The organism is Sphingobium sp. 3R8, assembly GCF_020166615.1.
GTDB lineage: Bacteria > Pseudomonadota > Alphaproteobacteria > Sphingomonadales > Sphingomonadaceae > Sphingobium > Sphingobium bisphenolicum.
The window spans coordinates 189,789-214,241 of record NZ_JAIQXR010000004.1; the positions used below are offsets into that span (position 1 = coordinate 189,789).

At 62.3% G+C, this 24,453-nt stretch carries 16 protein-coding genes, 1 tRNA gene and 1 pseudogene; 10 read left to right on the plus strand and 8 right to left on the minus strand.

Annotated features, from left to right (window positions below; genetic code table 11):
* The first annotated feature begins 7 nt into the window (after positions 1–7).
* From K9B33_RS05750 to K9B33_RS05765, 4 genes are all read left to right on the plus strand, one after another.
* The gene (locus K9B33_RS05750; RefSeq protein ID WP_224547337.1) at positions 8–1,792 is read left to right on the plus strand and encodes a glycosyltransferase; all 1,785 of its coding nucleotides are present in this window, start codon (positions 8–10) and stop codon (positions 1,790–1,792) included.
* Positions 1,793–1,886: 94 nt separating this feature from the next.
* A complete protein-coding gene (locus K9B33_RS05755) occupies positions 1,887–2,996 on the plus strand; it encodes a hypothetical protein (RefSeq protein WP_224547339.1) in 1,110 nt (369 codons plus the stop codon).
* 195 nt (positions 2,997–3,191) lie between these two features.
* Positions 3,192–5,462 (plus strand): glycosyltransferase, encoded by a 2,271-nt coding sequence (locus K9B33_RS05760; protein WP_224547340.1) that lies wholly within the window; start codon positions 3,192–3,194, stop codon positions 5,460–5,462.
* A gap of 6 nt (positions 5,463–5,468) precedes the next feature.
* On the plus strand, positions 5,469–7,247 hold the full coding sequence (locus K9B33_RS05765) for a glycosyltransferase (protein ID WP_224547341.1): 1,779 nt from the start codon (positions 5,469–5,471) through the stop codon (positions 7,245–7,247).
* 298 nt (positions 7,248–7,545) lie between these two features.
* Here K9B33_RS05765 and K9B33_RS05770 read toward each other — a convergent pair.
* Both K9B33_RS05770 and K9B33_RS05775 read right to left on the minus strand, forming a co-directional pair.
* Positions 7,546–7,873, minus strand: a pseudogene (locus K9B33_RS05770) (integrase core domain-containing protein); the annotation flags it as partial.
* A gap of 46 nt (positions 7,874–7,919) precedes the next feature.
* A tRNA-Thr gene (locus K9B33_RS05775) sits at positions 7,920–7,995 on the minus strand.
* Between the two features lie 193 nt (positions 7,996–8,188).
* On the opposite strand from K9B33_RS05775, the gene K9B33_RS05780 reads away from it, so the two are divergent.
* Both K9B33_RS05780 and K9B33_RS05785 read left to right on the plus strand, forming a co-directional pair.
* Entirely contained in the window at positions 8,189–9,499 is a 1,311-nt protein-coding gene (locus tag K9B33_RS05780; RefSeq protein ID WP_224547342.1) for a hypothetical protein, read from the plus strand.
* Between the two features lie 313 nt (positions 9,500–9,812).
* Complete coding sequence (locus K9B33_RS05785; RefSeq protein ID WP_224547343.1) at positions 9,813–14,477, plus strand: NAD-glutamate dehydrogenase; 4,665 nt, start codon at positions 9,813–9,815, stop codon at positions 14,475–14,477.
* Between the two features lie 156 nt (positions 14,478–14,633).
* Here K9B33_RS05785 and K9B33_RS05790 read toward each other — a convergent pair whose 3' ends face one another.
* Positions 14,634–15,617, minus strand: coding sequence for a VacJ family lipoprotein (locus K9B33_RS05790; protein ID WP_224547426.1), 984 nt, complete (start codon positions 15,615–15,617; stop codon positions 14,634–14,636).
* A gap of 288 nt (positions 15,618–15,905) precedes the next feature.
* On the opposite strand from K9B33_RS05790, the gene K9B33_RS05795 reads away from it, so the two are divergent.
* The 4 genes from K9B33_RS05795 to K9B33_RS05810 all read left to right on the plus strand — a co-directional run bounded on the left by K9B33_RS05795 (position 15,906) and on the right by K9B33_RS05810 (position 18,974).
* Positions 15,906–16,550, plus strand: coding sequence for a PepSY-associated TM helix domain-containing protein (locus K9B33_RS05795; RefSeq protein ID WP_224547344.1), 645 nt, complete (start codon positions 15,906–15,908; stop codon positions 16,548–16,550).
* 12 nt (positions 16,551–16,562) lie between these two features.
* Complete coding sequence (locus K9B33_RS05800; RefSeq protein WP_224547345.1) at positions 16,563–17,096, plus strand: DUF2271 domain-containing protein; 534 nt, start codon at positions 16,563–16,565, stop codon at positions 17,094–17,096.
* A gap of 13 nt (positions 17,097–17,109) precedes the next feature.
* The gene (locus K9B33_RS05805) at positions 17,110–17,997 is read left to right on the plus strand and encodes a DUF4198 domain-containing protein (protein WP_224547346.1); all 888 of its coding nucleotides are present in this window, start codon (positions 17,110–17,112) and stop codon (positions 17,995–17,997) included.
* Between the two features lie 110 nt (positions 17,998–18,107).
* Complete coding sequence (locus K9B33_RS05810; protein WP_224547347.1) at positions 18,108–18,974, plus strand: FAD:protein FMN transferase; 867 nt, start codon at positions 18,108–18,110, stop codon at positions 18,972–18,974.
* Positions 18,975–19,228: 254 nt separating this feature from the next.
* Here the strand turns inward: K9B33_RS05810 and K9B33_RS05815 are convergent, their stop codons facing one another.
* The 5 genes from K9B33_RS05815 to phbB all read right to left on the minus strand — a co-directional run bounded on the left by K9B33_RS05815 (position 19,229) and on the right by phbB (position 24,437).
* A complete protein-coding gene (locus K9B33_RS05815) occupies positions 19,229–19,912 on the minus strand; it encodes a Fe2+-dependent dioxygenase (protein WP_224547348.1) in 684 nt (227 codons plus the stop codon).
* 15 nt (positions 19,913–19,927) lie between these two features.
* Entirely contained in the window at positions 19,928–20,701 is a 774-nt protein-coding gene (locus K9B33_RS05820) for an energy transducer TonB (RefSeq protein WP_224547350.1), read from the minus strand.
* A 198-nt stretch (positions 20,702–20,899) separates the two neighbouring features.
* Positions 20,900–23,356 carry a TonB-dependent receptor gene (locus K9B33_RS05825; protein WP_224547352.1) on the minus strand — a complete coding sequence of 819 codons (2,457 nt, stop codon included), beginning with the start codon at positions 23,354–23,356 and terminating at the stop codon, positions 20,900–20,902.
* Between the two features lie 62 nt (positions 23,357–23,418).
* A complete protein-coding gene (locus tag K9B33_RS05830; protein WP_224547354.1) occupies positions 23,419–23,715 on the minus strand; it encodes a ribbon-helix-helix domain-containing protein in 297 nt (98 codons plus the stop codon).
* On the minus strand, positions 23,715–24,437 hold the full coding sequence (gene phbB, locus K9B33_RS05835) for an acetoacetyl-CoA reductase (RefSeq protein WP_224547356.1): 723 nt from the start codon (positions 24,435–24,437) through the stop codon (positions 23,715–23,717). Before phbB ends, K9B33_RS05830 begins: the two co-directional genes overlap by 1 nt.
* Between the last annotated feature and the right edge of the window lie 16 nt (positions 24,438–24,453).

Sequence of the window (24,453 nt, forward strand, 5' to 3'; positions counted from 1 at the left end):
GGATGATATGGTGCGTGTGAGCCGGACAATGCACCTTATGCAAAACCACCCGAGGCCCGTTTATCGGCCGATGGCGGCGCTGATGAGGCGCAAGCGCCTGCCACGCCGTGCGGCCCTGGTTCCCCGCCTCCTGATGATCTGGCGCCAGCGCCCCGATCTTCAGGCTAGTTTCGACCTGGACCGCACAGCGGGGCGCGAGGGACTGTTCATCTGGTACCTGTTCCATGCGTATCGGGAGCTGGGCCTGCGAGGAGATGCGGACAGCCTCGCCATGGCGCCTTTGCTGAACACGCCCATCGCCAGGCTTCCACAACATACCTATCTGCCTGTGACCTGGCTGATGTGGGAGATGCGCAAACGCAGCGATATTGCTTTTCCGCCGCGGAAAACACCCGAGGGCCAGGCGCAACTATTGGCCTGGTATTTTACCAAGGGGCTAACCGATTTCTACCTCGACGAATTCCTGACGCAGCAGCAGGCCGACGCGCTTCTTTCGAAAAGGGAAGAGACGGGGAATGCATCACGTCTCCATCATCTGATCTGGGAAAATGATCCCCAGTTGCGCGCAGCCTATGGGTCTGCCGAAGACCCCGCTTTTCTGCTCTGGTGCCGCACCTCTGGCGCAAGAGACTATCCCATACTTGCGCATAAGTGGATCGACATCGGCATACCGCCCCGCAATCGCGTCATGCCTCGCCCGTGGGGGGTCAACCTGATCGGCCATGCGCTCAGCCGGTCGGGCTTGAGCGAGGATATACGCATGGCCGCGCTATCCTTGACGAGCGCGGACATTCCCTTCTCGATCTACAATGTCGCCCCTGGCGCGCATATGGAAGAGGACGATAGCCAGCTACGGGATGCCTATTCGAAAGAGCTGCCTTATTCGGTAAACCTGTTTTGCATGACCGGCATGACGACGGTCACCTCGGTCATTAACGATCGCGCCCTGGGAGATGGTAGCCGGCGCTATATCGGGATGTGGCCGTGGGAGCTGGAGGAGTGGCCACCCTTCTGGTCACATGCCTATCAAACGGTCGACGAAATCTGGGCGACCAGCCATTATAGCTATGCGGCATACGCACGATCGTCACCCATTCCGGTCCGCCACGTACCCATGGCCGTGTCGGTTTCCGACGGCGAGGGGAAAACCCGAACGGATTTTGGCCTGCCGAACGATCGCTTCCTGTTTCTTCATGCCTTCGACGGACTGTCATCCTTTGCGCGCAAGAATCCGTTGGGGTGCATCCAGGCGTTCCAACATGCCTTCCCCAATGCCGATGCCAAGGTCGGACTGGTGCTGAAGGGACTGCGGGTGGCCAACGACGCCGCCTGGGCGGAAATCGAAAGGATCGCGGCGGCGGATCAGCGCATATATCTGATCACCGCGTCCCTATCTCGCCCATCTTTGCTGGATCTCTATCGCGCGGCCGACGCCTTTATATCGCTCCATCGCAGCGAAGGCTTCGGGCGCAACATCGCAGAGATGATGATGCTGAAGAAGCCGGTGATCGTCAGCGCGCATTCGGGCAATATGGATTTCACGAATTTTGATAATGCAGCGCTGGTGCCCGTCGGACTTCGGTCGCTCAAGGATGGCGACTATCCCTTCGGCCGTGGACAGCGCTGGGCGGAGCCTGACCTACGGCGCGCCGCCCAATCAATGGTCCGGATGGTGGAGGATGCCGATTGGCGCGAAACGCTGGGGCGGACGGCACATTCCCACATCACGGCGCATTACAGCCCACACATCGTTGGCGCGGCATGGAAGGCGCTGTTGGCAGAGACCCCATGACGATGCCTCGCACTGCGTCGATCAACGGTTTGTTTGACGGTGCATTTGCCATGACCGCCATGCGACGGCACTCGCCGACATATGGGACATGGAGATGAAGAGCCTCATGCACAGATATTATGGGCGGTTCCTGCTCGCCTTGATGGCATTGAGCATGGTCTCATCGTCCAATGGAGCAACGCAAGAGAAGCCGAAAAGCGTTTCTCTCATCTTCAATCTCGACCAGGGGATGCCCAACGGCATAATCGAGAATCTGGATTTGGGCGGATTGGATCGGGCACTAGACACGGTCCAGAGTTTCGAAACGAAATACAAGGTCTATGCCCTCTATTCGCCATTGACGGCACGGACGGACAGACTCAAGCGCGTGCTGGCCGCGACGGCACGGCATCGGATGCGGTTCATCCTCGACGTCTATTCTTCGGATGTGATAGCCATCGGGAATATTGGCACGCGCGTGCGCGCCGATGCGATCCCGCATGAAGGGCTCGCCATCTCCTTGAAAGCATTGGAGCAGATAAAGCGCGATCCGTTGATCGGGCCGTATTTCGCTGGCATTCGCTTCCATGAAGTAGCTGCGGTGGATTTTACGGTTAAGGCGTGCCTTGATAGCAGGTCCGGGCCGAACCGGGTTGACTGGTGCGATCACTTCCAACGCAATCTACGTCAGCGGAACATTCTGCAACCGTCGAAGATCAGGCCATTTTTCGAATTTGCCAGACGCCATCGGATGATGATCCTCTGGTCCGACTGGAAGTGGGATCAAGGGACGACCGCGCAAGAAGAGCAACTGGCCACGCTTCTGGCTTCGGGGCGCTATAGCGACCTTCTCGTCCTGCAATTCGCCAACAACCTGCCCGGCGAAGCGGCACGAACCAATGACAGCGCCTGGCAAAGCTGGTTAAAGCGATATCGACCAGCGGTCGGGCATACTGTCCACGCGCTCGGCCTGTCCGATCAATCCTGGACCTGCGCCAATCAGAAAAGCTGCCCCTCATCCGTAATCATCCAGTGGATGAAACGCGGGCTGGAAGGACGAGCAACAATATTTTCCTTTGAACCGTCTTTCTATTATTTTCTTCTACCCGAAGAACAGCATCCTGTGGGATATCCCAATGCTCCGCAGTGGCGATCGACTTCGGGTAAGGCATCGCCTGTGCTCCGATTGCTGGCGAAGGAATTGGGGGTCGAGCGCCTCGACTGAGACCATGAAAAGGCATCCCTCGCCCCATATCGAAGCGTCGAAGCGCCCAGCCAATGACAACTCGACAACCGATTCAATACAGTTAAGAGTAACATGAACGTCGAATCAGGGTCGTAAGTCGGTCGTTGGGGAAGATCGATTAATCAAAAATCTCCCACAGCCATGTCCAAAAATGTCCTAATCTCGGGGATTTCAATGTCCAATCCACAGTTGCATACCGCTGAAGTATCGGTCAGCGTTGTGATTTCTACGCTAAATCGTGCGACGTTGCTGGAAAAATCCCTTAAGTCTCTAGAGCAGCAAAACTATTCCAACTTCGAAGTCGTAGTAGTTAACGGCCCATCCACGGATCACACGACAGATGTGCTCGACAAATATTCCGGCCGCATCGTTATCGGTGAATTGGACGAAGCAAATCTCTCGAAATCTCGGAATATTGGTATAAACCTCTCATCGGGGGAGCTGGTCCTTTTCCTGGATGATGACGCCTTCTCCGAACCGGATTGGATCGCCAACATTGTCGCGGGATATAAAGATGATGCGGTTGGCGGCGTAGGGACGCGCGTATACGATCATACCGGTTTTCGGTGGCAGATGAACCCGTTCCTCATCGACAAATATTATAACCCCAACTTCGAAGCGCGGCCGCCCTTGTGGGGGTTCGAATTCGCTGGGGCGCACACGATCCCGCATATTCTGGGTGCTTCCAGTTCCTTCAGCCGGGAAGCGTTGATGGAAATTGGCGGATTTGATGAGGAAATTGAATATTTTCTGGACGAGTCGGAGGTGTGCCGACGGATTTCAGAAACCGGACGGAAGATTCGCTTCCTGAATGAAGGCGCGTCGGTTCATCACCAGTTTGCGCCAGGCATCACGCGCGATGAGCGGCGACTCCTGACTCATCCCTATCCCGTCGTGAAAAATAAATATTATGTCTGCTTGTCCGATTGGCGACGCAACGGGGGATCGCTGAGCGACTATCTTACGCAATGCGACGACTGGCTGCAGGAATTGCGGGACGGTGCGCGCTGGCAGCTGGATCATGGCGGCATAACCCGCAAGGAATATGATTCCTTCATGCGGGATGTGGAACGCGGCCTGCATGATGGCAAGGAGCGTGCGCTGAAACAAAGCCGCAAATCGGTGGAGATCACGCCTGCGAAGCCCGAAGCATTATTGCCATTCCCGACGCAAAAACCTGCTGGCGGACGCAAAACCTTTGTGTTCATCTCTCGGGGCAACTTCCGCAAGGGCGGTGGCGGGATAGCGCGTTACATCTGGGATCTGTCGCTCGGTTTCGCCCGGCTCGGGCATGAAACGCACCTGATCACGCTGACGGACGGCCCTTCATCGGTGGAGTTTCATGACGGGCTGTGGATCCGTCATATCTCAAAAGACGCCTTGCAGAATGATGGAATCGATTCCGACGTCGCGGACGTGTTCGGCCATCTGGAATCAGGCGCTGCGAAACTGAATATCGGCTGGGCCAAGGCGGCTCATGCCGAGGTTCTGCGCTTGCGACAAGATCGCTATATTGACCTCGTCGTGGCGCCGGTGTGGGATCAGGAGGGGCTTTATTGCGTACTCGACCGCCGCCTCACCACCGTGGTTTCCATGAACACGACCTTTCGTCGCTTCGCTGATATCGAGTTCCGCAATCTGGCGCGGGCGACGATCGAGGAGCTTACGATGCTGGAAAATCTGTATGTCGGATCAGCCAGGCTGTTTCACGCGAACAGCAGTTCGTCTGCAGAGCATCTTCGTGACGATTTTCAGGTCGGACCGGATGTCAGGATCGTTCATGCCCCCCACGGCGTCGAGGACGCGCCGTCCATGTCCGCAGAAATTGCTCCAGCCCGGAAGGCCCCGACAAGGGATGGCGGGGTGAAAATTCTGTACGTCAGCCGGCTCGAAAAGAGGAAGGGGACCGATCTTTTCCTGGAGGCGGTTGCTCGTCTGGTTCGCAAGCATGGCGATGTTCAGGTGGACATAGTCGGACGGGATGGTCATGCCGATGATCCCGACCGCAGCTTGCGAACGCAATTCGAGCGGATATATCCCGGCCAGACCAATGTGGTGTTTCACGGCGAATTGCCGAACGCGGCTTTGCCGGACCTATATCATGACGCCGACATTTTCTGCGTGCCGTCGCGTTACGAGTCCTTTGGCATCATCTTTATCGAAGCCATGCGTTATGGGTTGCCTGTCGTCGCACTGGATATTGGCGGCGCGCGCGACATCATCGAAAATGAAGTGACCGGCATACTTTGCGCCCGGGAAAGCAGTGCCGCCATTCAGGCAGAGCTGGAACGGCTAGTCATGGACAAGTCGCTGCGAACGCGCATCGGCAAGGCGGCGCGCAAACGGTTTCTGCAGGTCTATGAAAATGAAATCGTCATCGATCAGACGCTTGGGGAACTGCTGAGTCTGCTGAAACCCACCACGCCAGCCTCTTCTCAAGGGTGAGCCGCGATGCTGTACAATAATTATATTCCGCGCATTTCGATTATTTCGGGCATCGTCAACAAAGGCGATGCGATTAGTGAAACCATCCTTGCAGACATCGAAGCGATCGATGCGCTGTCCGCCGAAACGCGCAGGAATTTCGATGTAAAAATATTCTGCCGGGAATCTGACCTGAATGATACGCGCGTTTGCATCACCAATACATTGGATGAAGTGATCAACGACGATCATTTCAAAACGAGCGATATATATTATTTCCACTTTGGAATATTTAACGACATTCATCACGCCATGCATTCCGCCCGGCGCAATGCAAAAATGGCGATATATTTCCACAATGTGACGCAGCCGCAATTTTGCGCGCCTTCTGCGGAATGGTTGATTCATCAATCCTACCAGCAGATTGGGAATTTCCTGACCGCCGACAAGATATTCGCAGCATCGGATTTTTCGGCACGCCAGCTCGCTGGCTATGGCATGGACTTGGACATCGAGGTCGTTCCGCTGTTCGGGCCTAATCAGCCGTCGATCTCGCCGCATCTCAAAGCGATACCCGACGGCGATGATCCGATCAAACTTCTCTATTGCGGACGCTTCGCGTCGAGCAAAGGCGTCGATCAGTTACTTGAAGCGCTGATTAATGTGGACGGTCGCATTGCGCATCCGATCCATCTCACCTTGGCCGGCAAAAGACAGTTTTCCGAAAAGGGATATATCGAAAATCTAAAGCTGCTGGCTGCCAATCTCCCGAAGAACGTGAAGGTGAGCTTTGCGTTCGACCTGGACCGGGCTGACATACGGCAATTATATCTGACCTCGGATGCCTTCGTGCTGCCTTCTATGCATGAAGGTTTCGGTATGCCGGTCGTTGAGGCTTTGCTGTCGGGAACACCCGTCATTTGTTCGGATGCCGGAGCGTTGCGGGAGGTCGGCGGCGGTTTTAGCCTGACCCATGCTGCAGGCAATGTCGATCAACTGACGGAGGCGTTGGTTGGATTTTGCGACGCCATTCTGTCGCAGGAAGTCTTGTGCGACCTTGGTCGCCTCCCCATCGACGCTTGGCAGGAGTCAGTCGAGATACACGCCGCAACATATGAGCGGCACGCCTATATTGCGCGCATGAAAGTGCAATTTGCGCAACTGCTGGAGCCAACCGCCAGTTGGGGCGAAAGCACGCGAGCCAATCTCGCCCAGGTGCCCTCCATGGCATCTGGCGGAAGCAAGCCAAATGCTTGGGATTGCGCCGTGATGGCGACCCTTTACGCCAGCCGCTTCGGGTCCGCCCAACATAAGCGTTCAGAAGCGATGCGAGCATTGCTGAAATTGCCATTTGACCATGATCAGTCGGTGGAAGACGTCAATTATTGGCTGGCCGAGTGGGCGGAACTCGGGACAGAAAACCTGGTCTCTCATCTGACCAACACATCCGAGGTCCGACTTTCGCCTGCCCGGCTGCAATCAAGCGCCTTTTTCAAAGACGCCGTCAGATTGCATGTCGAAGATCAGTCTCCGCTTTCAGACGAAGAACCCTCCCAAGAAAGCGGCGCCATTGGAGTGGAGTTGCTGCTGCTGATGCAGGATAGGCAACTCAGCCCTTCTGAATATATTCGGACCGCCTATCGGCTCGCGTTAAAGCGTGATGCCGATGAAGAAGGGATGGGGCACTATCTCGACAAGCTTCGTTCAACCGGCCCCGATCGCGCCTGGCTGGTTCCCGAGTTGCTGGATTCCGATGAGGCAAAATTGCTTTGGGGGACGGCGCGTCCGGACGTTGCGGCAGTTTAGCTGGGACCGGTCGACATTGAGGAGATGGCGAGCCGAGAATGATGGTTTTATGTGACCCGGAGCGCAGCCTACTCAAAGTGGGCGAGTACCGGAAGTACGGGAAAGAGCCGTTTGCGGACCATCAGAACGCAAGGTCGATCGACCCTGTACGGATTGGCCTGTTGCCGGTTTGGCGGACATCGAGATAGGCTCAATCATGCTACACCAGCTTCCCGTTCGGAATCTATGGGGCTGAGATAGCCAAGGGTCGAGTGAGGGTCCCCCTTTCGTGTCCGGGTATTATGTGAGCCTCCGGCCTTCATCTGCCGGGGTTAACCCCGGCAGATGAAGCAAATTCGGCTGGCGTAAGCCAGCCCAGGGAGGTGTGCGGACGGCACTCGTTATAATCCCGTCTCCACGCGTCGATCCTGCTCCTGGCATCTGCCAGAGAAGAACCAATGGGTGTTCAGGCATTCGTCGCGGAAACGGCCATTGAAGGACTCCACGAAAGCGTTGTCGGTCGGTTTGCCAGGCCGCGAGCCGCGAGAAGTCCAGCGATCCAACGCTTTGGAGATAAACTCCGGGCCATTATCCACCCGTATGGTCCGCGGTGCACCGCGTATCGATGCGATCCGGTCCATGGCCTTGACAGGCACTTTCGCCAGGAATTTCAGGGATTTCCTACTGAAGGACTGGTGCCGCTTACGTGACTCGAACACGTGACCCCATCATTACGAATGATGTGCTCTACCAACTGAGCTAAAGCGGCGTCGGGGCGGGCAGATAACAGCGGACGGGACGAAGGACAAGCGGACATTTCCCGCCGCAGAGCCTTTTTTCCGACCCTGGCGCAACCGCCTCGTCCGGTCCCGATCACGCCAGCCCTGTTTACACGAAATTTACCATCCCATGCCACTGTCGAGTCCCGGAATAGTATTTTGACCTGAAAGTAGGACGATCGGATGGACACGCTGCGGGGGCACGACGCCGCCAATGACGAGGACGATTTCGACTATGCCGGCGACGCGCTGATCGAAACGCCGCCCGCCGTCATCTCCGACGAACGGCGTATGCAGGTGCGCGCCTATAATTATTGGGCGTCGCTGCTGGGCGATCGCACCCTGCCCTCGATCGAGGACCTCAATCCCGACCAGCTTGAGGATTTCGGCCCGCATGCGGTGCTGCTCGACTTCAGCGTCGGCCTCGACAATCCCGCCATCGTCTATCTAGGCACCGCGCTGCGCCAGGAATGCGAGATCGAGGGCACGATCGACTATATCGATGACGTTCCGGCCCGCTCGCTGCTGTCGCGCCTGACAGACCATTATCTGCAGATCATCGCCAATGCCGCGCCGATCGGCTTCGAAGCCGAATTCGTCAATCAGCGCGGCGCGGAGATCATGTATCGCGGTATATTGATGCCCTTCTCCTCCGATGACGAGACGATCGACTTCGTGTTCGGTGTCATCAACTGGAAGGAACTGGCCAGCCGCAGCCTGTCCGACGCGCTGGAACTTGAGGTCGATGAGGCGATGCGCAGCGCACCTGCCGCGCGCGACGCCGCCCCCATCTGGGCCGACGGGCCGGCTGCCGACCAGCAGAGCAACAGCCTGGCGTTCGACATCGAAGAGGATGAGGACGACGCACTCGACCTGGCCGGCATGGAATGCCCGACCGAGGACGCGCCGCTCGCCGACTGGCTGGCGCTCGCCCGCGACGGCGCCGCACGCGTGCGCATCAGCGAAGCACGCAGCCATGCCGCCCTCTATCGCGCCGTCAGCCTGTCCTACGACTTCGCCCAGGTCGCGCAGATCCGCCCCGACGACTATGCCGAACTGCTGCATGATTATGGCATCAAGGCGCAGGCACGCAGCCCCATGACCGCCGTCATCAAGCTAGTCTTCGGCGCTACCTACGACAAGACGCGCATCACCGAATATGCTACCGCGCTCGATCATGCGCTGGCGGCCCGGCTCAGCGTCGGATCGCTCGCCGCCTATCTGTCCGCCTATGCCGGGGGCCTCAAGGCCCTGGTCCGCGACGAGCGCGCGCTCCGTCGGTCGCAGAAGCCGGCCAAGCCCGATCGCCGCAGGATCGCGCGCGATGCGGTCAAGGCGGCCGCGGCGCTCGATCCGGTGGCGGTCGCCACCGATGCGGACGGCCTGGCCGTCGTCATCGCCCGACGCGAAGCCGACGGGACGCTGGCGATCGTCGCCGCCCTTCCGGAGGATAGCGACCTCAACCAGCGGGTAATCAGCGCCGTCGCGCGCTGACACGCGGCATCTCCCGCTGTGGCACCTCCAGCATCCATGGTAAAATGCCGCAAATGGCGTCGCATCGACGCTCGACATGCGGCGCTGGCTGGTCGATAGTCGCCTCGATGGCAGGTCCCGCGGGCTTCGCGCGGGCCTTATTGCGCTGCATCATTTAATTTCAAGAATCAGAAATTTTATTTCTCGCGAGGGTTGAGCCGCCTCCCTGCCGGGCGCATATAGGCGCCCTGAAAGCCGAGGAGTCGTATGGCGGCGATCCAGCGTCTCCTCCTTCATGATCGAAGCGGATTTAACCGCGTTGAGAGGTGAGCGAATGACGGCGCTGGCGGAAGCGAAGAACAAGGAAGTCGACAACAGCATCCGCGAGGCGCTGGAAGGCGCACTCAGCCGGGGCGCCCTGCCGGGCGAGAGCGAGGGATTTGACGCAGCCGCGCTGGCCGCCGCCGCCGCTTTCCTGGGACGCGCAGCCAATGGCCGCAAGCCGGGACAGGCGGCGATCCTGGTCGAAACGTTGGGCGAAGGGGCCAATGGCCGCTTCATGCGCCTGGCCATCGTCAATGACGACATGCCCTTCCTTGTTGATTCCATCGCCAATGCGCTGGCCGCGGCCGACATCACCATCCACCGCCTCTTCCATCCCGTGCTGTCGGTGACGCGCGACGGGAATGGCGCCCTCTCCGCCATATTGGATGACGACACGCCCGGTGCGCGACGCGAATCCATGATCTATGTCGAAACCGATCGCGCCGACGCGAAGGCGCGCCGCGCGCTTGAAAAGGCTCTGCAGGAAACCTTGGCCGATGTGCGGGCCGCCGTGGCGGACTGGCCCAAGATGCAGGCAGCCCTGGGCGCCGACGCGGACGCCGTGCCCGACGAGGAAGGCGCGGCCTTGCTGCGCTGGTTCCTGGCGCGTCATTTCACCCAGACCGGCCATGAGATCGTCAAGCGCGACGGCAGCAGCAGCGCGCCGCTCGGCATCTGCACCCGCCACGACAAGCCGCTGATCGCTCCCGCCTCGCTGGAAGCCGCCTTCGCCTGGTTCGAGGAAGGCAAGCGCACGCCGCTCATTATCAAGTCCAGCCGCATCTCGCGCGTCCATCGCCTGGTGCTTCTCGACCTCGTCATCGTGCCCGTGCGCGAAGGCAAGGAGGTCAAGGCGCTGTCCATCCACGCCGGCATGTGGACCAGCTCCGGCCTGTCGGCGACCCCGGACAAGGTGCCGCTGCTGCGCTCGGCGCTCTCGACCCTGATGGACAAGTTCGGCTTCGATCCAGTCGGCCATGCCGGCAAGACGCTGGCCCATGCACTGACTGCCCTGCCGCACGACATCACCATCGGCTTCGACCGCGACACGCTGGAGCGGCTGGCGCTGACCTTCATGTCGCTGACCGACCGGCCACGCCCGAAGCTGGCGCTCGCCACCAGCGCACTGGCCCGCCATCTCTATGCCTTCGTGTGGCTGCCGCGCGACGAGTTGTCGACCGCGCGCCGCGTTGCGGTGCAGGATATGCTGGCGAAGGCAGCGAACGGCCCCGTGTTGAGCTGGTCGATCGCGCTCGAAGAAGGCGGCCTTGCACTGCTCCGCATCACGCTTGACCTGCGCGAAGGCGGCGTGGTGCCCGATGACGCCGTGCTCGACCGCCAGCTCAAGCAGATGGTGCGCGGCTGGGTGCCAGCCGTCGAGGAGGCGCTCGCCGAAAGCGAGGAAGGCGGTCGCGCCGCCGCCTTGGCCCAGCGCTTCGCGCCCGGTTTTCCGCTCGCCTATCGCAACGGCGCCGGCCCGGCCGAGGCTGCCATCGACATCCGCCTGCTTCACGGCCTGTCGGGTGAAGGCGACAAATCGATCCGCATCTACCGCAATCCGGAAGACAGCAGCGAACGGCTGCGGCTCAAACTCTACAGCAGCCATACCGTCGCCCTGTCCGAAGTCGTCCCGGTGTTCGAGAATTTCGGCTTCCGCGTGATCGAGGAAATGACAACCGCGATCGACGGCGGCACGCTCGGCCATGTCCAGCGTTTCGTGCTGGAACTGCCCGCGGGTGGCGATGCGCAGGCCGTCATCGTCCGCGCCGACGTCGTGACCGAAGCGATCGCCCAGGTGCTCGAAGGCCGGGCGGAAAATGACCGGTTCAACGAACTGATCGTCACAGCCGGCCTGTCGCCGAGATCGGTCGTGTTGTTCCGTACGCTCTATCGCTATCTGCGCCAGACCGGCGTCGCCTATGGCATGGCGACCTTCGCCGAAACGCTGCGCAAGGCGCAGGGCGTGACCGCCAACCTCATCATCCTGTTCGAGGCGTTGCACGATCCGGCGACGCAGGATGGTGCGGCCGACCGCATCGCCCATGCCCAGGCGGAAATCGAGGCGGGCCTGGAACAGGTCACAGCGATTGACGAAGACCGTGTGCTGCGTCTGCTGCGCGCCGTCATCACCGCCACGCTGCGGACCAACTTTTACGCGCCCGCCGCGCAGGAAGCGCTGGCGTTCAAGCTGGATAGCGCGCTGGTCCCCGGCCTGCCCGCGCCGCTCCCCTGGCGCGAAATCTGGGTCTATTCCCCCCGCGTGGAGGGCATCCATCTGCGCGCCGGTCCAGTGGCCCGCGGCGGGCTGCGCTGGTCCGACCGGCGCGACGATTTCCGGACCGAAATCCTGGGCCTGATGAAGGCGCAGCGGGTGAAGAACGCCGTTATCGTGCCGACTGGCGCGAAGGGCGGTTTCTATCCCAAGCAGTTACCAAGCCCCCTGGTCGATCGCGACGCCTGGCTGGCGGAAGGCACCGAAAGCTATCGCATCTTCATCCGGTCCTTGCTGTCGATCACCGACAATATCGTGAAGAACAAGGTGAAGCATCCGGCCCAGGTCGTCATCCATGATGGCGACGATCCCTATTTCGTCGTCGCCGCGGACAAGGGCACCGCAACCTTCTCCGATGTCGCCAACGCGATCGCGCTGGACCGCGATTTCTGGCTGGGCGATGCTTTCGCCAGCGGCGGCTCCAACGGCTATGATCATAAAGCGATGGGCATCACCGCGCGCGGCGCCTGGATCAGCGTGCAGCGCCACTTCGCCGAAATGGGCGTCGATGTGCAGAGCGAGCCGGTCAGCGTCGTGGGTTGCGGCGACATGTCGGGCGACGTGTTCGGCAATGGCATGCTGCTGTCGAAGGCCATCAAACTGGTCGCCGCCTTCGACCATCGCCACATCTTCTTCGATCCCACGCCCGATCCGGCGAAGAGCTGGGAAGAACGTAACCGTATGTTCGCCCTGCCCCGCTCCAGCTGGGAGGATTATGATAAAAAGCTTATTTCCAAGGGCGGCGGCGTCTTCTCGCGCAGTCTCAAGCGGATCGCGCTGACGCCCGAAATGCAGGCGGTCCTGGACGTCACCGACAAGGAAATGGAACCGGCCGCGCTGATATCCGCCATCCTCAAGGCGCCGGCGGACCTGCTCTGGTTCGGCGGCATCGGCACCTATGTGAAGGCAGCAGCGCAAAGCCATGGCGATGTCGGCGATCCCGCCAACGACCGCCTGCGCATCAACGCCGAACAACTACGCGTCAAGGTGGTGGGCGAAGGCGCCAACCTCGGCACGACGCAGGCCGGCCGCATCGCCTTCTCGCTGCATGGCGGGCGGATCAACACCGACTTCATCGACAATAGCGCTGGCGTCGACTGTTCGGACAACGAAGTGAACATCAAGATCGCGCTCAACAAGGAAATGATCGAGGGCCGCCTGCCCTTCGAGAAGCGCAACGCGCTGCTCGAAAGCATGACCGACGCAGTGGGCGACATCGTGCTGGAGGATAACCGCCTCCAGGCGCTGGGCCTCTCCATCGCCGAAGCCGGCGGCGCGGCCGACCTGGCTTCCTATGTCCGCCTGATCGAAACATTCGAGGAAACCGGACGGCTCGACCGCCAGGTCGAAGGGCTGGCCGCCAACGACCAGTTGCTGCGCCGCGGACAGGACGGCCAGGGGCTGACCCGGCCCGAACTGGCCGTGCTGCTCTCGACCGCCAAGCTGGCGCTGCAGGATGCGATCGAGCATGGCGACCTCGCCACCGACGACAGCATGACCGGCGAACTGATGGCCGCCTTCCCCGCCGCGATGCAGAAGAAGGAAGCGGACGCCATCGCCGCCCATGCGCTGCGCAAGGAGATCATCGCCACCAAGGTCGCCAACCGCATCGTCAATCGCCTCGGCCTCATCCATCCGTTCGAACTGGCGGAGGAGGAAGGCTGCTCGATGGCCGACCTTGCCAGCGCCTTCCTGATCGCCGAACGGCTCTATGATATTCGCGCGCTCTGGGCGGATATCGACGCGGCGGACATGGCCGAAGGCGCCCGCCTTGCCCTGTTCAGTGACATCGCCAGCGGCATGCGGGCGCAGATTGCCGACATATTGCGCGCCCTGCCTGCCGGGACGCTGCCCAGCGAAGGGCATGACCGCCTGTCCAAGGGCGTCGGCACCCTGGCTGCCCAGGTCGACGACCTGTTGACCAGCGAGGCGCAACGCCGCACCGCCGCCGTCACCGACCGGCTGCTCGGCCTCGGCGCGCCCGAAACGCTGGCATTGCGCACGGCGGGCCTGTTCAAGCTCGACGGCGCGGTCGGCATCGCCGCCCTTGCCGCGCGCATGGGTGTGGACGAAGTCGCGCTCACCCGCGCCTTCACCCATCTGGGCGAAGCGGTCGGCATCGACTGGGTCCAGTCCGCCGCCGCGCGCATGGAACCGACCGATCCGTGGGAACGACTGCTCATTTCCGGCGTCGCCCGCGACATGCAGCAGGTCCGGCTCGATTTCCTCGCGCACGGAAAGGGCAAGGACATCCCCATTCATGTCGAGGACTGGCTACAGGCCAAGGGCGCGCGCATCCGTCAATTCCGCACCCTGGTCCAGCGCGCAAAGGCCGCCGCAACGCCCAATGTCGCGATGCTCGCCGAAATAGCGGGCCAGGCGCGTGGCCTGCTGGGGCGGTAAAAAACGGGCGTGTTCCGGCGAAGGCCGGAACCCAGTCCCACCGTCTGATCTGGGTTCCCGCCTGCGCGGGAACACGGGATGCTTTAGCCGCCTACAGAAAGGGCGTCATTCTCGCGAAGAGAATGACGCCCTTTCTGTGTCGCGCGAATGCAACCCTTATTGCGGCGCGTCCGTCGCCGGTTCGGCGGCGTCATCGTCCCCATAAGGATCGGGCAGCACCACCTTGGGCGCGTCCTTCTTGCCCGGCGTGGGGATGGCGTCGCCGTAGATGGGGATGACCGGTTCGGCCGATACCCGCCCATGCAGCGCGTCGATCTCCGCCTGCCGCTGCTTCAGATACAGCGTCTTGTAGACGGTGTAGGGATCATCCTCTTTCCGGATCGCCGTGATCGTCTCGTCGAACGCGGCGCGCTCGCCCAGTTGGTTCAGGATCGTCGCGGGAATGACATAGGCCGGCTTGAAGAATTTTCCGCCCAAAGCGAAGGGCAGGATCATCTTGTCCGCGGTGTCGCCGATGATATCGCGCAGCGTGGTCGGCCCGACGATCGGCAGATACATATAAGGCCCTGGCCCCACCCCATAAAAGCCCAGCGTATTGGCGATGCCATTGTCGCGATGGGGCAGGTTGAACGGCTTGCGCTTTGCAACATCGAACAGGCCGACGAAGCCCAGCGTCGTATTGACGCCGAAACGCCCCGCCGTCTCGAACGCCTTGCCCGGCTTGAATTGCAGCAGATAAGCCGCCGCCACGACCGGTTCACCCAGGTTCGAGAAGAAGTTGCGCAACCCCTTGCGGACCGGGCGCGGCAGGCCCTTGTTATAGGCCTTCGCCACCGGCTCAACCACCGCCTTGTCGACCGACTGCACCGCCTCGAAACTCTTGGCGTTAAGCTGCTCCAGCGGATCGCCCTTGGGCGCGCCCTTGTCGCCGGTCACGACGATATCCTGCGCCGCGTCGCCCTGCGGATCAGGTGGTGCGGCGAGCGCCTGGGCCGCGGGCGCCGGATCGGCGGGCGGAACGGACGGCGCGGCATCCTGCGACCCGGCTGCGACTTCCGCGGCCACAGCGAGTTGCGGCGCGGCGGCTTCCGCCTGCGTCCCGATCATCATCATTCCCGCAGCAACGGCCGGCAATAGCATATTCATGTCCTAGCAGCGGCCACACGCTCTCCCCCGCGCAGCCGTCAAGAGCCGTGACGTCCCGGACATGTTTAATCCGTGTTACATCAGGCATATGGTGCGGCTAGAGGTGGTGGCCATGATCGTCAATAGCAAGGCCATGCCCTAGACCGGTCTGAAGAGGCCGCTCACCGCAGTCGATCGGCCACCCTATACATTTTGATACAAAATTCCTGGTGCGACTCGTTTGCAACTGCGAGTCGTTCTCGTTATGCGAGGGGCAGTATATCGCAGGAACAATCCTACCCCATGCATGGAACCACCCGTATCCAGTCGCCCAGAAAGAAGAGCGCCAAAGCCTTCTGGATGAAGCAGCTCCATACCTGGCATTGGGTCAGTTCCGCCGTCAGCCTGATCGGCCTGCTGCTCTTTGCCTTTACCGGCATCACGCTGAATCATGCCGCCGATGTCGAGGCATCGCCCCGGACCATCGAGAAAAGCGCCACCCTGCCCGCCGACCTGCTGACACAGGTCGCGGCCGACGACGCGCCCGACGTGAAAAAGCCCCTGCCCGCGCCCGTCGCCGCCTGGGTCCAACAATCCGTGGGACAGGCAGGCGCCGGCAATGCCGAATGGTCGGCCGATGAAATCTATCTGCCCCTGCCCCGTCCCGGAGGCGACGGCTGGGTATCGATCGACCGGCATAGCGGCGCCGTCACCAGCGAAAGCACCAGTCGCGGCTGGATCAGCTATCTGAACGATCTGCACAAGGGGCGCAATGCGGGCAGCGCGTGGAAGTGGTTCATCGATATCTTCTCGATCGCCTGTTTCGTCTTCGCGCTGACCGGGCTGGTGCTGCTTCAGCTTCACGCCAAGAAGCGGCCCAGCACCTGGCCGCTGGTTGCGATCGGCCTCGCGCTTCCGGCGCTACTCGCCATCATCTTCATCCATTAAAGGGGACCAACCATGCAGATCAGCCATCGTCTGGCTCTGACCGGCGCGGCGGCGCTCGGCGCGGCCGGAACCGCGGCTGCGCCCGCCATCGCGCAGACGCTCAATCTCAGCGTCAATGTCCCGCGCCTGTCGGTCGCCGAATATCATCGGCCCTATGTCGCCATCTGGATCGAGAAGGAGGGTGCCGCCCCCCGCACCCTGTCGGTCTGGTATGATGTCGATAAGGCGAAAGGCGAAGGCACCAAATGGCTGCGCGACGTGCGCCAGTGGTGGCGCGCATCGGGCCGGTCGCTCAGCTTCCCGGCCGACGGCGTTTCCGGCGCGACGCGCGCGCCGGGCGAACAGAAGATCGCCTTCACCGCCGGCAAGGGGCCGCTGGGCGCGATCGGCCCCGGTAACTACACACTGATCGTCGAGGCGGCGCGCGAAGTGGGCGGACGCGAAGTGTTGCGCCTGCCCTTCGCCTGGCCGCCCAAGCCCGGCGCGACCGTCAAGGTGCAAGGCAGCAGCGAACTGGGCGCTATCGCCCTCACTTTCGGCAAATAACAGGGATTAAACCATGAAAAGCAGATTTCTCATCGCGGGCGCGCTCGCTGTCCTGATGGTCTCCGGCGCGGCACAGGCGCATCGCCAGTGGATGCTCCCCTCCTCCACCACCCTGTCGGGCACCGATAGCTGGGTGACGGTCGACGCCGCCGTGTCCAACGACCTTTTCTATTTCGAACATTTCCCGATGCAGACCGACAATATCGTCGTGACCGAGCCTGACGGCGCGACGGGCAAGATCGAGAATGCGGCCAAGGGCCGTTATCGCTCCACCTTCGACGTGCATCTGACCAAGCCCGGCACCTATCGCATCGCCAGCGTCTCGACCGGCGTGATGGGCAGCTATATGCTGAACGGCAAGCAGGAACGCCTGCCCCGAGGTACGACCAAGGACAAGCTGGCCACCGTCATCCCCACCGGCGCGACCGACGTGCAGACGGCCGAAATGTCGAACCGCAACGAGATTTTCGTGACGCTGGGCGCGCCCAGCACCACCATCTTCAAGCCGACCGGCAGCGGCATCGAACTGGTCCCCGTCACCCATCCCAATGACCTGGTGTCGGGCGAAGCCGCGACCTTCCAGTTCCTGCTCGACGGCAAGCCTGCCGCTGGCCTGAAAGTCACGGTCATCCCCGGCGGCATTCGTTACCGGGATGCGTTGGGCCAGATCGACCTGACCACCGACAAGGACGGCAAGGTCGCCGTCACCTGGCCGCAGCCGGGCCTATACTGGCTGAACGCCAGCATCGGCGGCGGTCGTGAAGGCGGCCCCGGTGGTCCGGGCGGCGAAGGTGGCGCGGGTGGAGCAGGCGCGCCGCCAGCGCCCCGTCCGCAGGCGCCCGCAGGCCCGCCGCAGCGGCGCGCCGCCTATATCACAACGCTGGAAGTGCTGGCGCCCTGAACCCGGCCAATCCCCACGGTATCCGCATCGCGATAGCGCCCGGCCTGTCGCCTGACCATTTTGTCGGGCGACAGCGCAGGGGCGCTATCGTCCCATATGGTGGACCCACCATGGGGACGAGCTGGTCGGCGCAAGTCGTCGATCCGCCCGCGCGCTGCGAAAGCGCCATCGAAGCGGTGCTGGCGCGCGTCATCGACCAGATGAGCAATTGGGAAACGGATTCCGCGATCAGTCGCTTCAACCGCTTGGCCGTGGGCGAATGGATGCGGCTCCCCGCCGACATGCTGACGGTGTTGCGCGCCGGGCTGGACATGGCCCGCCGCTCCGGCGGCGCCTTCGATCCCGCGATCGGTCGGCTGGTGGACCGATGGGGTTTCGGCCCCGGCCTCCAGCCCGCGACGTCAGCTACCGTTCCCGCGCCTTGGACGAGCATCGAAGTCGAAGACGATCGCGCCCGCCGACTTGCCGACGTCGCGCTCGACTTTTCCGGCATTGCCAAGGGCTTCGCGGTCGATGCAGCCGCAGCGCAGTTGCGCGCCATGGGCGTCGCCAATTTCCTGATCGAGATCGGCGGGGAGCTGCGCGGCAAGGGCGTCAAGCCCGATATTCAGCCTTGGTGGGTCGATGTCGAAGCGCCGCCCGACCTGGCCGTCCCCAAGCTGCGCATCGCGCTGTGCAGCCTGTCGGTCGCGACTTCGGGCGACTATCGCCGCTTCCGCATCGAGGATGGCGCGCGCCTGTCCCACAGTATCGATCCCGCGACCGGCGCCCCGATCGCGGCCGGCGTCGCCTCCGTCACCGTGCTGCACGACAGCGCCATGCTGGCCGATGCCTGGGCCACCGCCATCACCGTGATGGGGCCGGATCGGGGCATGGCGCTGGCCACCCGCCACGATCTCGCCGCCCGGCTGGTGCTGCGCACGGATGGTGGCGCGCAGGAATATATGACCCCCGCGCTGGCTGCGATGCTGGCGTGACCGGGGCCGGGCGCGGGCGCCGGAATTTCCGGAACTTCATGCATATCGCGCATGGCGAATTTTTGCGCGCGACTTTGCCGCCAGCGGGTGCCGGCTGGCGGCTGAGGGGCGTTGACGATGGGAAGGAGCCGCCCGAAGCCATAGCGGAATCGGGCGATGTAGGACAGAGACGGGTGGCAGGATCGGGTGGTTAGCGGACTGTCTGCTTTCCTCCGTCATCCCAGAGGGATATGGCCGAAAAAGGCCGTTCCCCGTCAGGCGTCGGCCCAGCGGCGCAGGAGGTTGTGATAGACGCCGGTCAGGCGGATGACCTCGTCATGATCCTGCCCCATGGCCGCTGCCACGCCCTGGACGCTGCGGTCGAGGTCGAACAGCATCTGCCGGGCGCCATCGTCCCGCACCATCGACTGGAGCCAGAAGAAGCTCGCCACGCGCCGTCCGCGCGTCACCGGCTCGACCCGGTGCAGCGAGGAAGAAGGATAGAGCACCGCATGGCCGGCGGGGAGCTTCACCTGTTGCACCCCGAATTGCGTCTCGATCGTCAGTTCGCCGCCATCATAGGCGTCGGGTTCTTCCAGAAAGACGGTGATCGACAGGTCGGAGCGCACGCGAAAACCCGTCCCCGCCTGGATGCGCACAGCATTGTCGACATGCACGCCGAACTTCTGCCCGCCGGCATAGCTGTTGAACAAGGGCGGGAATATCTTGAGCGGCAGCGCGGCGGCGATGAACAGCGGCGACCGGCCAAGCGCATCCAGCACCATCTGCCCCGCCTGCCGGGCCGCGTCGCAGTCTTCGGGCAATTGCAGGTTGCGCTTGGCCAGCGCCGATTGATGGCCGGAGGTGATGTTGCCATCCACCCAGTCCGCAGCATCGATGACGGCGCGAATGGCGGCGACGCCGGCGGCATCGATCAGGTCGGGTATGGCAATCAGCATGGAAAAGCGTGTCCGTCAGGCGGCATCGGTGCGCAGGATGAAGGGGATTTCGACCACGCCCCGCACGCGGACCGGCTGTCCGCCGCGGATGGTGGGCTTCCAGCGCCAGCCCTTGACCGCATCCCTGGCGGCATTGTCGAGCCGGGCGAAACCGCTGCTCTGGCTGACGGCGATGCTTTCGACGCCGCCATCCACGGCGAGCGTGATCGTCAGCACCACGGTCCCCTGCTCATGTTTGCGGCGGCTGTCGATCGGATAGCGCGGCGGCTTACCCGCGACCATCTGCGTGCCGAGGTCGCCGCCCTGCACCATGCTGGGCGGCGCAGGCGGCGCGGTGACGGGTGCGGGCGGTCCCGGCACGGCCACGGTGACAGGTACGGGCCTCGGCGCCGGAACCGGTTCGGGTGATGTCTGGACGGCCTGTACGGGCGGCACGGGCGTCTGCACGACCGGCGGCGGGGCCACGACTTCGGGTGCGGACGGCGGTGGAGGTGGCGTTTCCGCCGCAGGCGGCGGCGGGGGCGGCGGCGACAGGTTCACCACGGTCAGCTTGGCGATTTCCGCCCGTTGCACATGGTTACGCACCTGGATCAGGGCGCCGATCAACAGCGCGTGGACGACAAGGATGGCCGCAATGGCGGGGATATTGGGGCGGGATCGCGCGCCATAGCGATCGTCCGGCGATGTCGCCGACGATTCGAACGACCTGGACGCAACCGAAGCGGACGCGTTCGCCTGCTCCGAAACCGCATCATAATCGTCGATTGGCTGGCTCGCCGCCTGCAACATGACAGTGTCTTCCCTTGCGTGACCCCGTAGCGTTTGCCGATAGCCTGTAGACTAATGCGAATCAATTGCGATGTTTGCAGAGAAACATGGAGAAAGAAGGAGACGGGCGGCCACCCGGAGCGCATGGGCCTTTGCGGTGGGATAAATCGCCGCCCGTCCTGCGTCCCCGGCCGCATCGGACCGGGGAAAGGGCGGACATCAGAACTGATAGTTCAGGCTGAACACGGCCGACCGCGTCGGCGCAGGCTGCGCCCAGCTTCCGCCAATCGCATTGCGCACCGTCGTCACATATTTCTCGTTGGTGAAGTTCTGGACGTTGACCTGCGCCTTGAGGTTCGGGGTGATCGGATAGTTCACCATCAGACGATGGATGGTGTAGCTCGGCACATGATAGCCGACATAGGTGCCAGCCGTAAGCTGGGCCAGCGTCGGCTGGTTCAGCAAGAACCTGCCCTGATAGGTGAGGCCATATCCCAGTTCGAGGCCGAAGGCGAAGCGATAGGTGGTGAACAGGCTGCCCGAATGTTTGGGCGTGTTGGTCAGCGCATAGCCGGCCGTCGGATCGGGAAAGGCCGGGCTGTTGGCGCAGGTGCCGGCCGCCGGGTCCGTGGCCCCAGGATGGGCGAGGCAGTAATCCGAAACGCCCTGTTTGATCTTCGATTTCAGATACATGTAATTGGCCGAAATCGTCCAGTTGCCGGTGATATTGCCCGACGCGCCGAAGGAAATCCCCTCGACCCGCTGATGCCCGTCGGTCGCCTGGTCCGGCAGGGTCGGATCGCCCGAGACGACCTTGATCTGGTCGCGATCGTTGCGGAAGGCGGCGAGGGTCAGCAGCAGCTTCCTGTCGAACAGGTCGGCCTTGGCGCCGACTTCGTAATTTTTCGTGGTTTCCGGCTTCACGAAGCAGGTGCCGCTGCCGCCCGCCGCATTGGCCACGGTGCAGGTGCCGTCGACCGAGGCTTTCGAAGGCAGCTTGCTGTTGCCATAGGCGACATAGAGGCTGGTGTCGGGCGTCGGCTTCACCACCGCGCCGATGCGATAGGAGAAGAGATTGTCGTCGGTGCGCGGCGGGTTGGTCACGCTGGTCAACTGGCCGAGCGTCGCGTCGACCGCGGTGCTGTAGGCAAAGCTGCGGCTGAGACCCTTCACATTTTCATAACGCAGGCCGCCGTTGATCTCGAAAAAGTCGCTGAACTTGATCGTGTCGAACAGATAGGCGGCATAGCTGGTCTGCTCGCCGAGCGACCGGGCCGAGCGGATGAAGTTGATGGGACCATTATAGTCGTTGTTGCCATAGGTGTATCCCGCCGGACCCTGGACGATGTCGCCGGGGTTGGCGATGCTGACCAACGGGAAGAGCGGGGTCGAGCCATCGGCGTTGCGGGGCAGCGCGCCCTGTTCCTGCCGATATTGTTCCCACATCGCTGACGCGCCGAGCACCAGCGTGTGGCCGATCCCGCCGGTGTCGAAATCGGCGCTGAGGTCGATCTGGTTATAGGCGGTGGTGTTGTTGATGAAACGCTGTACGCCGCGACCGCCGGTGGGCAGATAATAGCCGGCCGGTACGGTGAAATTCGCACCGTTGACGGTGGTGGTGCAGGCCGCGCCGATCCCCGTGTTGACGTCTGGCGGCTGAAGCCCCGTGGAGGCGAGGCAGAAGGTGCCGTTGGGCTGGCTGGTGATCGTGTTCTGGCGAATATGTTCGTAACGGGTCAGGTTGCGGATCTTCACCGTGTCGCTGAACGCATGGCTGAAGATGGCCTGGAGCGAACGCGTCCTGCTGTTCTGTTGGTCCAGATTGGCGAAGCCATAATAGCCCGACCGGTCGAATTCCCTCAGGAAGCCGCCCTCGCGCGGATAATAGCGCACGCCATATTGGGGCATGGCGTCGTCATGCAGATATTCGCCTTGCAGCGTCAGGCTGGTGGGGCCGTCGATGCCGATGGTGATCGCGGGGGCAAAGCCGTAGCGCTCGTAATTTTCGACGTCGCGGCCGGGCACGTCATTCTTGTGATAGACGGCGTTGAGGCGCACCGCGATCAGGTCGTTGACGCGCTGGTTGGCGTCGATCGTGGCGCGGTAATAATTGTCGGTGCCGATGCCCGCGTTCAGGATCGTCTGGTCGTCAGCCAGCGGCCGCTTGGTGACGAGGTTGATCGTGCCGGCGACCGAGCCGCCGCCGTTCATCACCGAATTGGCGCCGTTGGTGACCTCGACCTGCTCGATATTATAGACTTCGTTGCGGTTGAGGAAGGCGCCAGACCGCACGCCATCGACGGTCACGTCGTTCTTCGCGTCCTGGCCGCGCAGGATGATGCGGTCGCCATAGCCGAAGCCGCCCTCGCCCGCGCCGAAGGTGATGCCGGGCACGGTGGACAGGACGTCGCGCAGGGTGAGCAGATTCTGCTGCTGGATGGTTTCCTTGCCGATGACGGTGATGGTCTGCGGCGTGTCGAGCAGGGGCCGGGTATATTTGGGCGATTCCGCCTTTTCCACCTTGATCGCCGATTCATCGATCGCAGTGTCGGTAACGGTCATGCCGCCCAGCCGCGGCCCCTTTTCAGCTTCCTGCGCGCTCGCGGTCGTCGCAAAGGCCATTGCGCCGACGCAGCTCAGCGCCAGAAAGGACGTTATATTCCCGGACTTCGGCATGTTCGCAGATCCCCCTTTGATTGTTGGGGAACTGCTATTGAGAGTCTTTCTCAGAGTCAACGCTATTGAGAATAATTCTTATCGTTGTCGCAAAATGTATCAGCAAACAGCCAGCAGCGGATGGCGCTGGCCAGATTGGGCGGATGCGGCACGGCCAGCCGCGCCGCGTCGATGCGGGCGACCAGCGCGTTGATCGGGAGATTGTGTCGGGTGGCATGGGCGCGCAAGGCGTCCCAGAAGATCGGTTCCAGGCTGATTGCGGTCTGATGCCCGGCGATGGTCACGCTCCGCTTGACCGGCGGCGCGAAGGGCGACCCTTCCAGCCCTTCCGGGCTATCGTCAGGGTCGCCCGTCACCATCAATACATGTGCTGGCCGCCGTTGATCGACAGGGTGCTGCCGGTCACGAAGCCGCCTTCCTCGCTGCAGAAGAAGGCGACGCCACGCGCAATCTCGCTGGCCTGGCCCAGGCGACCGACCGGGATCTTGGCAACGATCTTCTCCAGCACCGGCGCGGGCACGGCGGCGACCATGTCGGTGTCGATATAGCCGGGCGCGATCGCATTGACAGTGATGCCGGACTTGGCGCCTTCCTGCGCCAGCGCCTTGGTGAAGCCGTGGATGCCGGACTTGGCGGCGGCATAATTGACCTGGCCATATTGGCCGGCCTGGCCGTTGATCGAGCCGATATTGACGATCCGCCCCCAGCCGCGTTCCCGCATGCCGCCGAAGGTCGCCTTGGACATGTTGAAGCAACCGCCGAGGTTGATGCGCATCACCTCGTTCCAGTCGTCGAAGCTCATCTTGGCCAGCACGCCGTCGCGGGTGATGCCGGCATTGTTGACGACGATGTCGACCGGGCCGAGCGCTTCGGTCACCGCGGCGCAGCCGTCGAGGCAGGCCTGATGATCGCCGACGTCCCATTTGAAGGTCGCGATGCCGGTCTTGTCGGTAAAGGCCTTCGCCTTCTCCTCATTGCCGGCATAGTTGGCGGCGACGGTATAGCCCATCTCCTGCAACGCCAGGCTGATCGCCTCGCCGATGCCGCGCGTTCCGCCGGTCACAATCGCCACTCTCGACATATCAGCGTCCTCTTCC